The organism is Streptomyces kebangsaanensis, from assembly GCF_001906585.1.
GTDB classification, from domain to species: domain Bacteria; phylum Actinomycetota; class Actinomycetes; order Streptomycetales; family Streptomycetaceae; genus Streptomyces; species Streptomyces kebangsaanensis.
In genome coordinates this window covers 253-14028 of sequence record NZ_JUJA01000031.1, presented here as the reverse complement: position 1 = coordinate 14028, position 13776 = coordinate 253, and the positions used below count along the sequence as shown (strand labels likewise).

Annotated in this window: 4 protein-coding genes and 3 pseudogenes; 2 read left to right on the top strand and 5 right to left on the bottom strand. The window is 67.1% G+C overall.

Annotated elements, in window-relative coordinates; translation table 11 throughout:
* Together RH94_RS02795 and RH94_RS02790 are read left to right on the top strand one after the other, a co-directional pair.
* Positions 1-929, top strand: a 929-nt coding sequence (locus RH94_RS02795) for an IS3 family transposase (RefSeq protein ID WP_079188869.1), incomplete at its 5' end; no start/stop codon positions are given.
* A 59-nt stretch (positions 930-988) separates the two neighbouring features.
* A complete protein-coding gene (locus RH94_RS02790) occupies positions 989-1177 on the top strand; it encodes a DUF397 domain-containing protein (RefSeq protein WP_073946070.1) in 189 nt (62 codons plus the stop codon).
* 364 nt (positions 1178-1541) lie between these two features.
* Here RH94_RS02790 and RH94_RS42070 read toward each other — a convergent pair.
* The 5 genes and pseudogenes from RH94_RS42070 to RH94_RS02780 all read right to left on the bottom strand — a co-directional run.
* Positions 1542-1817: pseudogene (locus RH94_RS42070) on the bottom strand (hypothetical protein); the annotation flags it as partial.
* A gap of 138 nt (positions 1818-1955) precedes the next feature.
* A complete protein-coding gene (locus tag RH94_RS40555; protein ID WP_158073008.1) occupies positions 1956-2093 on the bottom strand; it encodes a hypothetical protein in 138 nt (45 codons plus the stop codon).
* Positions 2094-2403: 310 nt separating this feature from the next.
* A pseudogene (locus RH94_RS46555) lies at positions 2404-2742 on the bottom strand (hypothetical protein); the annotation flags it as partial.
* A 4-nt stretch (positions 2743-2746) separates the two neighbouring features.
* Positions 2747-2874, bottom strand: a pseudogene (locus tag RH94_RS46550) (hypothetical protein); the annotation flags it as partial.
* A 31-nt stretch (positions 2875-2905) separates the two neighbouring features.
* Positions 2906-13216, bottom strand: coding sequence for a LamG-like jellyroll fold domain-containing protein (locus tag RH94_RS02780; RefSeq protein ID WP_234425492.1), 10311 nt, complete (start codon positions 13214-13216; stop codon positions 2906-2908).
* Positions 13217-13776 lie beyond the last annotated feature (560 nt).

Below are 13776 nucleotides of genomic sequence, written 5' to 3'. Positions count from 1 at the left end.
TAGCGTTCATCGACGAGCACAAGGGCCGCTTCGGCGGCGTCGAGCCGATCTGCCGGGTCCTCACCGACCACGACTGCAAGATCGCCCCGTCCACCTACTACGCCCACCACAAGCGCCAGGCCACGCCCGCGGCCCGCACCGTCCGCGACGCCGAGCTCAAGACCCTCATCACAAAGGTGTACGAGGCCAACTACCGTGTCTACGGCGCCCGGAAGATCTGGCGGCACCTGAACCGCCAGGATGTCGCGGTGGCCCGCTGCACCGTCGAGCGCCTCATGCGCGAGCTCGGCATCACCGGAGCGGTCCGCGGCAAGAAGGTGATCACCACGATCCCCGACGCGAGTGCGGAACGGGCTCCAGACCTCGTGGACCGCGACTTCGTCGCCCCGGCCCCGAACCGCTGCTGGGTCGCCGACTTCACCCACGTCGCCACGTTCGCCGGCGTCGTCTACGTCGCCTTCGTCGTGGACACCTTCTCCCGCCGTATCGTCGGCTGGTCCGCGGCCACTTCGAAGGAGACCCGACTCGTCCTGGACGCCCTCGAGATGGCCCTCTGGCAACGCGACCGAGATCAACGATCCCATCAGAAAGGCGAGTTGATACATCACTCCGATGCCGGGTCGCAGTACACATCGTTCGCGCTCGCCGAGCACCTCGACCGGGCAGGCATCGCCGCGTCGATCGGATCGGTCGGCGACGCTTACGACAATGCCCTGATGGAGTCCACGATCGGCCTGTTCAAAACTGAGTTGATCAAGCCCCGTCGGCCCTGGAAGACACTCTCCGAGGTCGAACTGGCCACCGCCGAATGGGTCGACTGGTACTGCCACCGCCGACTGCACGGTGAGATCGGGCACATCCCACCCGCCGAATACGAGACCAACTACTACCTCGAAACCACGAAACCCCAGGTCACAGTCACAACCTAGAGTCTCGATCAAACCCGGAACGGTTCACGAAGCCTGTTGAAGCGAATGCGAGGAGCGCCATGAGCAGCACGTCCGACCTGACTTGGTTCAAGAGCAGTCACAGCGGTTCCGACGGCGACGCTTGCATCGAGGTCGCCCTCACTCTCGCCACGGTCCATATCCGGGACTCCAAGGACGAGCAGAGCCCGCAGCTCGCCTTCTCCCCCAGCGCGTGGAACGACTTCGTGTCGTACGCTGCCCAGGCCTGACGCCCTATGGCAGCGCGCTCCGCACCGGCCGGCTCCGGTGCGGAGCGCTTACGTTCTCAAAGTAGGCGTCCGCAGGGACGCTTCGGAGTCCTGCCAGTCATTCATCGCTCCGGACCCTGCTTCTACTGCTGTCACATTCGCCAGAGGCCAAGGGCGTCGAACTGCTCATGCTGCGCCACGAGAACACGGCGCTACGCCAACAGTTCGACGCCCGGATCCACCTTGCCCGGCCGAGCCGCCCAGGGTTCGCAACTCTCGCCCGGCACCTGCCGTCCTACTTGCGGTCAGTCGCCGAACATTCCGGCAAACAGGTCTGGCTCACCCGTCCATGGGTCCAGACCCTCCTTCCACAGGCGTTGTTCCNCCGCCGATTCAGGAAGGTCGCCGACTCCCGTCCCCAGAGGGAGAGATCGCCGAGAGGACATTCATCGAATTCCGCCCGCAACGCACGCAAGAGGAACTGCACCATCCCGCAGTCATAGCGGCGCCACAGGGCGTCGTCCCGGTTGTACGCCAGGACGGGCCACATGCCGGGGTCCTCGCGGGAGGCGTCCCAGCACAGGATGTCGGCGCTTGCATCGCCTCCCCAGGCAATCAGCTCAGGGCTCGCACCCCCAGTTCGGATGACTTCTGCACCCACGACCAAGCATCGTCGGCCTCCTGGGTTGCATTGGCCATATCGGAAGTTGTCGACACCGCACCCTTTGACTCGGGCTTCAAGACCTCCATATAGTTCTCGATTCCCCCATACCCATACATCTCGATGAGCTGTCGGTAGTCAGGGGGAAAACTCCCTGCCCCACGACTCGTGCATCTGCCCCCAGTCGACCGATGCGTTGCTCGAGGCCCTGGGCGGCATCAAGTGCCGCAACTCCTCCAGCGCGTTCTCCTCGGTCATCTCTTCCTCATCTCCCATGAAGTACATCATCGTGTCGCCCCAACAGGGACCTGCAGACCCGACTTGTGATCCACGAAAGTACTGAGGTTTCGCCCCTTCAGGTCGTTCGAGACGAACATGGGCTTGAACCTGGATTCACTGATCGGTGAATCCAGGTTCAGTCCTCCGGCCCACGGAACGAGGGCAATCACTTCGACCGATCGGGTTCAAGGCCGGTTGCCGGACCTCAGATGCGACCGAGGCGGTCGGTCCGCCATGTGCCAGACCGACCGCTCGCCCAGCCACTACAGCGATTCGAAATACGGTGGGCCAACGGTGTCGGCGACCGTCATGACTGCACCGTGCCGACCGGCTCAAACATTGGCTCGCCCTCGATCACCGGAACATCGAGTTCTCCACTAAGCGCCGCCCACAGAAAGTCCGTGAACGACAATGGCAGTTGAACCCACTCGCCCATGTCCACGACCACAGACCAGCCCCTTCCTCCGGTAGTTGGAGGAGCCAGAAAAACATGATTTCCGGAGGTAGATCGAGCAATGGGAACGCATCCACCGGGCGCCGGATAAACCCGGAACGGGTACATTTCTGGAGCATTTCGAGATAGCTCCGAATATGCATAGGACGCCTGTTCCCACAGCGATTCGAGAGGCAGCCCTTCACTCCCACTNNNNGCCCGCGGATGAAACAGATACAACTGGCCATTCACGCAGCCGGGACCGTATGCCGTTACGAACTGCTTGTAGTCGTCCGGAAGGTTCAGTCCGGAGTGCACCTCCAGCGCTTGCCAGTCCTGCTCCACATCACCGTTGACTGTCGGCTGTCCCAGAAGTTCACGGAATCGAGAGATTTCCACCGGATGACCTTTCGGAGCAAGTGTAACCACCAGACGGTCGATTATAAACGGTGCAGTTCAGACGATACCCACGGTCCCCGACCGCGCGCATTCGTATCTCCGTTGGAATCGCCGGGTCTTCCCCGTACACAGGGACGACACCGAGTGCGATACGCTCCTGAAGTTTCACGGCACGCGTGATGTCGTCCTCCAGCGACCGCATGTGAGGGGAGTTCGCGGGAGTCTGGTAGCCTGCCACGAAATTACGCAGAGTATCGTTGGCACCTCCCATCTGATTTCCGAGCAGGTGGAGGGCCGCCCGGTTATTGACCGGCAACCGATCATATCCAGCAGGTTTCCACTTCGGATCCAGGCGCCACGGTCGCAGATCGTACGAATCGATATATGCAACCGCACCAGTGGCCCGGCAGTCATCGGGCCCGGGACCGAACCGAGTCATCGGGGCGTAATAGAAGGACGGGTCGGTAGACGGGAAATCTCGAGAGCAGGAGTTGCGCGTGCGCTGAGCCTTTGGGTTCGCTCCAGAGTGTCCATAGCCTAGATCCGGGTCGATGTCCTGGTCCGGAAAGAAGTCCTGGAGCTCCTGGAGACTCAGACTGTCCTCGGGCGTGTATTGGTTGTTTTTCGCCAGATCCAGCATCTGGAGGGCGCCGACGACCATCTTGATGGCGTCGCCGGGCTTCCAGCCGCCGCTCCCCTTGCCTCCCCAGTCCGGCTTGGGCGCCGGTCGAGTCGGGGCGGTCCTGGGGTTCTTGCCGTTGTTGGGGTTCTGGTCGATCGACAAACGGATGGGGCGGACCACGGGCCGTGCAATCGTGCCCGTGCCGGTCTTGGGCGTGGTGTAACGAGGGTTGTAGTAGCGATAGGAAGGGGTTCGGGGACCGGCGTTGCTTCTGGGACCGGCACCGCTCTTGGGGGTGTTGAACCTGCTTGCCTGGCCCCGCAAGGCGTTACCCAGACCGCTTGTGTAGGACAGAGGGTGGGACAGAGCCGTGCTTCTCGCATACGACGAGGAGCTAGAGGACGACCACGACCAGTTCCAGTCCCAGCTCCAGCTGGAGGTGTTGGTCTTGCTCAGTTCGTGGGAAGCCCAGCCGGCCAGTGCCACACCAGCGGCGATGGCCAGATAGCCCTCCATGGCGCAGGCGTCCCAGAAGCAGTGGCCGCTCGGGTCCGTTCCGTTGAGCACCGCGCCACTGCCGTAGCTGTAACGGTTTGCTTGCCCTGAAGGGACCGGGTCGAGCTGCCAGGTGTCCCGTGAGGTGAAGCTGCCGGTGCCGGGCTGGTACCAGCGGGCGGCCATGTTGACGTCGCCGGATTCCGGGTCGGTCCAGCCGGACTGGTAGCCGACGGCCGGGGTGGTGCCGCTGGTGGCGGCGACGGTACCGAAGGGGTCGTAGGCGGTGGAGCCGGTGACCGTCGTTCCGTCGGTGGACAGGCCCGCGACCAGGTCGGTGTGCTGGTCGGTGACGGACCACTGGGTGGTGGTGCCGTCGGAGGAGGCCAACAGGGAGCCGCCGGGGGTGCGGGTGTAGTCGGTCGTGCCGTCGCTCAGGAGGTTGTTGGACCCGCCGTCGTAGCGGAACGTGGTGGCGTTGTGCGTGGCGACGCGGTCCATGGAGTCGTAGGTGTAGCGGGCCGTGCCGTCGGTGACCTTGCGTTCGAAGGCGTCGAACGCGAGGGTGCGGGTGTCCGTGCCGGTCGTGGTCCGGGCCAGGGTGCCGCGCGGGGTGTACGTGTACGCCGTGGTGCCGTCGGTCAGCAGCCGGTTGCGCGCGTCGTACGTCGCCGTGGCCGAGCCGGCCTTCGTGCGGTTGCCGGACGCGTCCCACGCGTAGTGGGTGGTCTGCTTGTCGTGGGTCCAGTAGGTCAGGCGGCCTGCCTGGTCGTAGCCGTAGACGTGTTCGCCCGCGCCCGCCGTGCCGCTGGTCCGCTTCCAGGTCAGGCGGTCGTCCAGGTCATAGGCGTAGGTGGTGGAGGCGATCTCGGTCGTCTCGTCAGGGGTGGTGATGATGTCGTCGGTGAAGCGGCCCAGGTTGTCGTAGCCGTAGCTGCGGCGTGCCGACTCCACCCACTGGGACGAGCCGACCGGCTGGATCGCGTACTGCTCCATCACGGGGCGCCCCGCGGCGTCCCACTCGTACCAGATGTCCGCGCCGGTCATCTCGTTCCACAGCCACTCCAGCCGGCCCGCCGTGTCGTAGCCGTAGACGGTGGTGTTCTTCGCGTCCGAGCGTTCGGTCATGCGACCGTCGGCGTCGTAGGCGTAGTTCACCGTGCCGGCGGGGCCCGCCGCGGTGAGGAGTTGGCCGCGGTCGTTGTAGGTGTAGGTGTTCGGCGTGAGCGGGGTGCCGGAACCGGCCGTCGTGATCCGGCCCGCCAGGTCGTAGGACAGCGTGCGGTCCGTGGTCGCGGCCTCCGCGCCGATGCCGGTCTCGTGGACGAGGCGGCCCAGGCCGTCGTAGGCGCGCTCGCGTTTCACCCCGCCCGGCAGGAGTTCCGCCACCGCCTGGCCCGCCTTGTCGTAGACGGTCGTCCAGGTGCGGTCGGCGGCGTTCGGGTGGGCGGACGTGGCCGGTTCGATCGTGGACTCGGGCAGGCCCCAGGAGTTGAAGGTGTAGACGGTGGTGTTGCCCCGGCCGTCGGTGAGACGCGTGCGGTTGCCGGTCGCGTCGTGGCCGAAGGTCGTCGTGACCGACTCGCTGCCGGAGACGGACTCGACCTGCTCGGTCATCCGGCCCAGCGCGTCATAGCCGTACGTGGTGCGGGCCTTGGTCTGCGCGGAGATCACCGCGGTGCGGTTGCCTTCAGCGTCGTATTCGGCGGTTGCCGTGCGCAGCACGGTGGTGCCCGTGCCGTAGTCGGTGGTCGCGGTGACGTCGCCGAGGGCGTCGTAGGTGGCGGTCGTCCGGCGGTTGGTCGCGTCGACGGTCTCGGTCGGGCGGCCGAGGCCGTCGTAGTCGAACCTGGTGGTGCCGGCCGGGTCCGTCACGGACTTGGCCTCACCCGCCGGGTTGTAGGTGCCGATGGTGGTGATGCCGCCCGGTGTCCTCGAAACGGTCTGGTTGCCCGCGTCGTCCCAGGTGTAACGGGACACCAGGTTCAGCCGGTTCGGATGGCGCTCGATCGTGGTGGCGGTCAGCTGTCGCCCGAGCTCGTCGTAGGTGGCCTCGGTGCGGGAGCCCGTCGGATCCGTGGCGGAGAGCTGGAGGCCGGTGGGCGTCCAGGTGTAGCGGGTCACGCCGCCGCCTTCGGCGTTCATGGCCGGACCCGCGATCAGGCCGTGGTCGGGCTGTGCCCGCAGGGCGTCCGCCGGGTTCGCGACCGGGTCGGTCCTGCTGGTGAGTTGGCCGAACTGGTCGTAGCCGTAGCGGGTGGTGCGACCCAGCGGGTCGGTGACCGACTGCGGCAGGCCGAGTGCGGTGTAGGTGGTGCGGGTGGTCGCGGTGAGCGCGGTGATGCCGCCCGGCGGGGTGTAGTCGGGCAGGGTCACGGCGGTCGTGCGGCCGAGCCGGTCGACCTCGGCGCGGACCACCTTCCCTCGGGCGTCCTTCGTCTCGGTGGCCTCGCCGAAGGTGTTGTAGCCGGTCAGCGTGGTCGGTTTGACCGTGGTGGCCGTGCCACCGTTCTCCTCGGCCTGGACGGCCGGGGCGGTCTCCTGCACCGGGCGGCCGAGTTCGTCGTACCGGTAGGTGGTGGTGTACGCGGACGCGTCGGCGCCGGTGACGTTGCCGCGCGGGCTGACCGTGGTGAGCGGAAGACCGCGCTGGTCGTAGGTTCCGGTGGTGGTGTGCGTGCTGGTGCCGTCGGTGACGGTCTGCCTCGTGAGGTTGCCCGCCGAGTCGTACTCCGCGGTCGTCGTGAGCTTCTTGCTCCCGGAGATGGTCTGCGTCTGCTCCTTCAACAGGTCGTCACCGTCGTAGGCGAAGGTGCTCGTCCGGTTCAGGCCGCCCGGGTCGAGAACGCTGGTCCTGGTACGGCCGAGCGCGTCCACCGTGTACGTCCGTGTGGTCCTGCCGCCACCCGTGACCTGCTGGGTCAGGTTGCCTGCCGGGTCGTAGGTGTTGGCCTCCAGGACGATGTCGCGCTTCGTTCCGTCGGCCTGGGTCACCTGCTTGGCCGTGGTGGTGGCGGGCAGGCCGTCGGCGAAGTAGGTGTAGGCGGTGGTGGCGCCCATCGCGTCGGTCGTGGACGCCAGGCGGCCAGCCGGGTCGTAGGCGTTGGACACCACGGTCAGGTCCCGGGTGGTGCCCGACGGGTCGCCGGTCCAGCCCTTCAGGACGGTGGTGGCGTGCTGCCCGCGAGCGGTGTAGGCGTACGTGAAGCGCGTGCCCGCCGGGTCGGTCATCCCGGTGACACGGCCCAGTTCGTCGTGTTCGAACAGGGTGGTGTTCTGCTCGGCGTCGGTGGCCCTGTCGTTCAGGCCGTGCGCGTTGTAGCGGTAGGTGGTGGTGCGTTCGGGATCGCCGCCGGTGGTGTCCTTCGTCGTCTCGGACAGCAGGTTGCCGTCCTCGTCGTAGTCGCGGGTGATCTTCGCGGTATGGGTGGTGCCGGTGATCTCGTTCCTCACGCCGGCGCCGGTTTCGGAGACCACGTGCGAGGCGCTGTCGTAGCCGTACGTCGTGGTCACGCCGTCCGGGAAGGTGTCGGAGACCTGCTTCTCGGAGGTTCTGCGGCCCAGCCCGTCGTAGGTGTACTTCGTGACCAGTCCGGACGGCGAGGTGACCTCGGCCAGGTCGCCGTTGGCGTAGTAGCGGTACGACGTCTTCGCGCCGCCCGGTGTGGTCTGCGTCGACACCAGGCCGGCCGGGGCGGTTCCGCCGCCGACCGCGGTTTCGGTGCCGGCGGTGTAAGTGGTGGAGGCCGTGCTGTTGTCCGGGCGGACCGCGGTGAGCGGCAGGCCGAGGGAGTTGTAGGTGTACTGGGTGCGGTAGCGGCTGTCGCCGTTACTGGTGGACCGGGCGTCGGACTCGGTGAGTACCTTGCCGTTGCGCGGGTCGAGCGGGTCTGCCGCGTTGGTGTGGTAGGTGGCGAACGAGGTCCAGCAGGAGTCGGCGTCACGGCAGGTGGTGCGGGAGACCGGATTGCCGGAGGCGTCGTGACCGGTGATCACGGAGTGCCCGTTGGGGTCGGTGACCGTGTGCGGGAACCCGCCGGTGTCGTATGTGAAGGTGGTGGTGCCGCCGGCCTGGTCGGTCGTCGCGAGGAGCCGTTTGCCGCGCAGGGCATCGTAGGTGCTGCTTGTCGTCTTTCCGGCCGGGTCGGTGACGGTGACGGTGGAGGCGAGTGCGGAGGTGCCGCTGTACTCGCGGCTGTTGAAGTGGGCGGCGACCTGGTCGGCGGTGAGGGGATGGTCGTAGAGGGCAGCCTCGTCGAGGTCTCCCTGGAAGTAGGCGTGGCGGCCCGTCACCCCCATCCAGCCCTCGTTGCCCCAGCCGGCCCCCAGGTAGGCGTACTGGCCGGGCCGGGTTTCGACGGTGCCCTTGAGGCTGCCGACCGCAACGCCGTCGAGGTACAGGGTCTGGGTGGTTCCGTCACTGGTGAGTACCGCGTGGTGCCAGATGTTGTCGTTGACCGCCTGGGGCGACACGATCGGTTTTGTTCCGGCGTATTCGGTCGTGTAGAACTGCCCGCGCAGTTTTCCCGCACCGTCGATGCTGAGGTAGGGGCTGAACTTGCTGGGTCGCTGGCCGATTTCGGCATCCTGCAGGGTTGCCAGAACACCACCGGTCCTGGTGGTGCGGAACCAGAGTTCTGCCGCCAGGCTGTTGTCCCCCTCGATGGACGCGGAGGGTATGCGGACGCTGGCGGAGCCCGCGAAGCGAGCGGCCGTGTTGTCTCCGGTGCCGAAGACGCCGGTCTGGCCGAGGGCCACGTCGGCGTAGGTACCGTTTGCCGCGCCACCGGCGATCACGCTCTTGGCGGTGGAGGTGCCGGCAGGCTCGTCGAATCGCCAGTAGGCGGAGGGGCTGTCACCCGTGACGGCACCGCGGTACTGTATTCCGTCGCCGCTGACGATTCCGGCGCGGGCCCGGTAGTGCCGGGTGACGGAGGCGGCGTCGAGTGGTTTGGCGTAGATGGCCACTTCGTCGATCTGGCCGGGGAAGTAGCTGATGTCGCCCGGCGATGCGGGCCAGCTTCCGGCTGCGAAGCCCGCACCGATGTAGGTGTACTTGTTCGACTGGTGGTTGACGGCGCCGGTGAGGGTGCCTTGCCTGACCCCGTCCAGGTACAGCGTCTGGGTACTGCCGGAAGCGGAGACGACGGCGTGGTGCCACTCGTTGTCGGTGACGGTCGTGTCGGAGGCGAGCGGGGTCGTCGTCACCGAGGACGTCGCATAGAACTTGCCGTGGAGCTTGTTGTCGGAGCCGACGTACAGGACCGGGGTCCAGCCGCCGACGGGTGTGGTGGCTCCGTCGAGTTCGTTGGCCTGGTCGCCGACGAGCACGCCGGGCTTGCTGGTGCGGAACCACAGTTCGACGGCGAGGTTGGTGCTCTGGTGCAGTACCTCCTGGGGTATCTCGGCGTAGGTGCCTTCGCCGAAGCCGACGGACGTGTCGTCGCCATCGGCGAAGACTCCGGGCAGGCCGAGGTCGACGCCGCCCTGGTAGGAGCCGTCGGTGTCGTCACCGGTCTGGCTGCGTACGGTGGCACCGCTGCGTTCGCCGAGCCGCCAGTAGGCGGCCGGGCCGGAGGACCGCACGGCGTCGGCGTAGGCCGCGGAGCCGCTGCTGTAGTCCTCGGCGGAGACCTGCCAGGTGCCGCCGTTCTCGTCGGTGGTGCTGGTCAGCCGTCCGGTTACGGGGTCGTATGTGGAGGTGGCGTGCGTGCGTCCGGAGGGCAGGACGACCTTCGTCATGCGGCCGGAGGCGGTGCGGGCGGCATAGTGCTCGGCGACCGTGCCCGCGTCGAGGGTGTGTGCGTAGACGGCCACGTCGTCCATCGAGCCCTGGAAGTGGTACGTGGCGCCGGTGACGCCCATCCAGCCCTCGTTGCCCCAGCCGGCGCCGAGGTAGGCGTACTGGTCGTCGCGGGCCTGGACGGTGCCGGTGAGGCTGCCGACCTCGGCCCCGTCGAGGTAGAGGGTCTGCGTGGTTCCGGCGCTGGTGAGGACGGCGTGGTGCCAGGCGTTGTCGTTGACGGTCCGAACCGACGTGATCGGCTTGGTCCCGGCATACTCCACTGTGTAGAACTGTCCGCGCAGTTTGCCCGCGCCGTCGACACTCAGATACGGGCTGTACCGGGTCGGCCTCTGCCCCACCTCGGCGTTCTGCAGGGTGGCGAGAACACCTGGTTTCGTGGTCTTGAACCACAGTTCGATCGAGACGAACGCGGACGTCCTCAGCGTGTTGTCCGGAAGCTCGATCACCGAATCCGTGCCGTCGAAGGCCGCGGACGTGTCAGAGGTCCCGGCCATCGCCGGAGCGGAGCCGAGTGTGACGTCGCGGTAGACGGCGTCGTTGAGACCGGTCCGCGAGGGCGCCTCGCTGCGGACGACGGAGCCTTCGGACTCGCCCAGCCGCCAGTACGACATCGGGTTCGAATCCAGCACGCTCGCACGGTAGAGGGAACCGTCCTCATAGGTGTACGTCGTGCAGGCCGTGGCGGAGGAGGGCGGGCAGACCTTGGTCAGCCGGTCACCCGTGTAGTCGTAAGTCCAGGTCAAGCCAGGATTTTGGGCGTCGACGGCGCTGGTGGTGACCGATGAGACGCGGCCGTCGGTCCAGGTGAAGGAGATGCTGCGGCCGGACAGGTCGTCCACGACCTTGGTCAGCGGACCGCCGTCTTCGTGAGTCCGCCGCAGGGTCTGGCCGCGGCCGGCGCCGTCGACGATCCGGGCGAGGTCGCCCCCGGGAGCGAAGTGGTACGTGGCGCCGGAGCGGTCGCGCAGAACCCAGCCGTCGCCCTCCCGAGCGAGTTTGCTCGTGGAACCGGACGGGCCGGTGTATCCGCCGCTCAGGTTCTCGCCGTACCGCGTCTGCGCGCCGTCGGCCCCCGTGATCACCACCGTGCGGGTCTGCGGCTCCTCGCGCAGCCGCGCGTCCCAGCGCGTCGACCAGCCGGCACCGAAAGCGCCGTCGGTGCGCGGATCGAGAGAGTTGTACGTGCGGGTGACCGCGAGCTCCGGACCAACGGTGGTCAGCGCGGCGTCGGTGGCAGAAGTGACGTAGTTGCCCCCGCGCGCACTGAATTCCCGCCCGGAATCGGAGCCGCCGAGATGGCTGGTGACACCGGGCTGCGGCACCTCCGTGGTGAACAAGGCCGCAGCGGGCCGAAGAGAGGTGGCCGCGCCGTCATACACGTAGGCGTACCAGGCGTAGGTCTTCCCCCAGGAGAGCCAGCCGCTGGGCACAGCCCACTGTTTGCTCGCGCCGCGGGTGCCGGTCCGGCAGCCCTTCCGGGTGTCCTTGCCCTCGACCTCGCAGACCTCGAACTGGTACTGCAGCGCCTGGGGGTAGCGGTCCGGGTCGCTGCCGCTGGCCCACAGCGTCGGCGTCAGCGAGTCCAATACGACGTTACTGGCGGGGGACTCCGCGGTCAGCTGCGGCGGGATGTTGACTGCAGAGAACTTCACGGCCGGTCCGGGAATCCCCTGCGTGGTGAAACGCGTACCGCCGAGCTCCACCATCGTCCACTGAAGGGTGTACGTGGCCGGTGTCAACGGCGCGATCTTGGCGTTGAGAGTGACGCTCCCACCGGGCGAGACATCAGTGGGCATCGGGGTGTGACGGATGCTGGCCGAGGCAGTGATCTCCTTGCCCGCGGCGTCGAAGAGGTTGTAGCGCAGCTGGTAGTTGCCCCCCTTCTTCCAGGTCTCCTGCCCCTGGTTGGTGACGGTGACCCGCATCTCGGCCTCGGTGGTCGCCGTCACCGGGCTCAGGAGTTCGCCCAGCTTGTAGGTGGCGCCGTACTTCGTCCAGGTGACGTCCAGGCTGGGCTTGCCGTTCGGGTAGTCGTCCGAGCCGAACTGCTTCCAGCTCTTGGAGTCCGTCGTGGACGCCTTCACCGCCAGGCCGTAGTTCTTCTTCCGGCCGTGTGTCCAGTCGTCCACCAGCGTGCGGCCGGCCGAACCGAGCTTGATGGCCTCCCAGGCCGGACCGCACGACCACTTCTCCGTGCCCTCCGGACGCCAGCCGTGCGCGAAGCTCTTCGACGCCAGCGACGAACCGGTCGACGGGCCGGGCCACTTCGTTGTCGTGGTTTCCGACCAGTTCGACGTGATCGGGTGCACCGTCACCGGACGCGCCGTACACGAATACGACCACGTGTTGTAGAGAGCCAGGTTGGCTCCCAGCACCCAGGCGTTCTTCAACGTGCTCTCGATACCCGAAAAGCGAAGGAACGCCGCCGCCTTGTGGCTGCCGCTGTCGTACGTGCCGACCTTCAGCACCGTGTCCGAGGCGAAGTTCTGGTTGTACGGGTACTCCACGTACGTCCCGGAGGTGGCGGCGAAAGACTTCACCGACGGGTCGACCCGCACCGGGAACACCCTCTCCGGCGCGTTCAGCCAGTCCGCGTCCAGCCTCATCACGACGACCTGCCGGCCGTTCTCCTCATCCAGGCCGAAGACGACTCCGGAGGACACCTCCCCCTCGGTGGAGTCGTCCGACGTCGCGGAGTCCTGCATCCACCCCGGCGGCATCCAGGCCCGCTGCGCCCCGTCGGCGTCGGTGAAGACAATGCCGCCATGGCCGTCGAGAGCAGCCGTCAGTCCCTCGAGCTCCAGCGGGAAGCGCCACTCCGAGGGCGCGGTCCTGTCATGCAGGACCACAACCTCCTTCACCGAGGAGCCGCCCGCCACGAGCTCCACATCGGAGGCGTCCCGCACCCCCGCATAGGTGATCCGGCTGCCCTCGACACCACCGGTGACCGCGTCGGCCCCCTCGATGGAGTACCCCACCGACAGGCCGTCGCCGAGCCCCATCCGCACCAGCGGGTCCGCGTCGGCGGAGCCGGCGAAGGACACCGGTGACTCGGTCGCCTCCGTCTCCCAGCCCGGATCGCTCACGTCCATCGTCCGCGCGCCCGAGTCGTCCTGACGCACCAGCGTGGTGTCGATGGCTTCCCAGCTGCCGTTCTTCGCACGGAAGTTGACCGGCTCGGTGTAGAAGCGCGTGGTGTGGGTGCCGTCCGTGTTCCGGAACGTGCGCTGCCGCTCCTTGCGTTCGCCCTTGAGCTCCTTGCTGCGCTGGGAGTCGAAACCCTGAACCGTGGGTGCGTCGGGTGCCCTCGTCTCCTGCACCGGCCCCGGCTTCGGCAGTTTCGGAGCACTGTCCAGCCGGGTCATCCCCGTCTCACCCTCGGCGGGCAACTCGCCCCGGCCCGTGAGCGGCTCGGCACGGCCGCCCTTCGCGGAGGCACTCGTCGCGTTCGTGACCGCGGAATGGCTGCGCCCGGCGGCGGAACCCCACCGCTGGTCGGGAGCCGCCTCTCCGGGGCTGTTCCCCGTCCACTGATCCACCGCGAGCGCGGCTTGCTCAGTGCCCGCCAGCACGGCCAGCACGAGCGCAACAGCAACAACAAGCGGACGTGCCGGACGCACGGAACCCCCCACCTCAAAGAATCAAGATCAAAGAACTTTTAAATGATCTTTAAAGGGGTTCACAAGCCGTCCACACGATCTACATAGCGTAACGTGACCAAGGTCACTGGGCGCTTGTTGTAGAGCCATACAAACCGGGCCGACCCCCACCTCCACCAGCGGACACTCCGCACCTGCCGTGCGAACACACGAACAGCAAGGGCGATCCAGCCCTCCAGCAACCAGCTTCGACGCCCGCCTGGGGGCGACGCGTGTGCTACGGCTCCCTGCACACAGGGCATCCTCGCCACGAACTTCACTGGCTC

Bases quoted from the DNA above. Each gene is read 5' to 3' on its own strand.
- RH94_RS02790 (WP_073946070.1), top strand. From the start codon at position 989: ATGAGCAGCACGTCCGACCTGACTTGGTTCAAGAGCAGTCACAGCGGT.
- RH94_RS40555 (WP_158073008.1), bottom strand. From the start codon at position 2,093: ATGGGAGATGAGGAAGAGATGACCGAGGAGAACGCGCTGGAGGAGTTG.
- RH94_RS02780 (WP_234425492.1), bottom strand. From the start codon at position 13,216: ATGACCCGGCTGGACAGTGCTCCGAAACTGCCGAAGCCGGGGCCGGTG.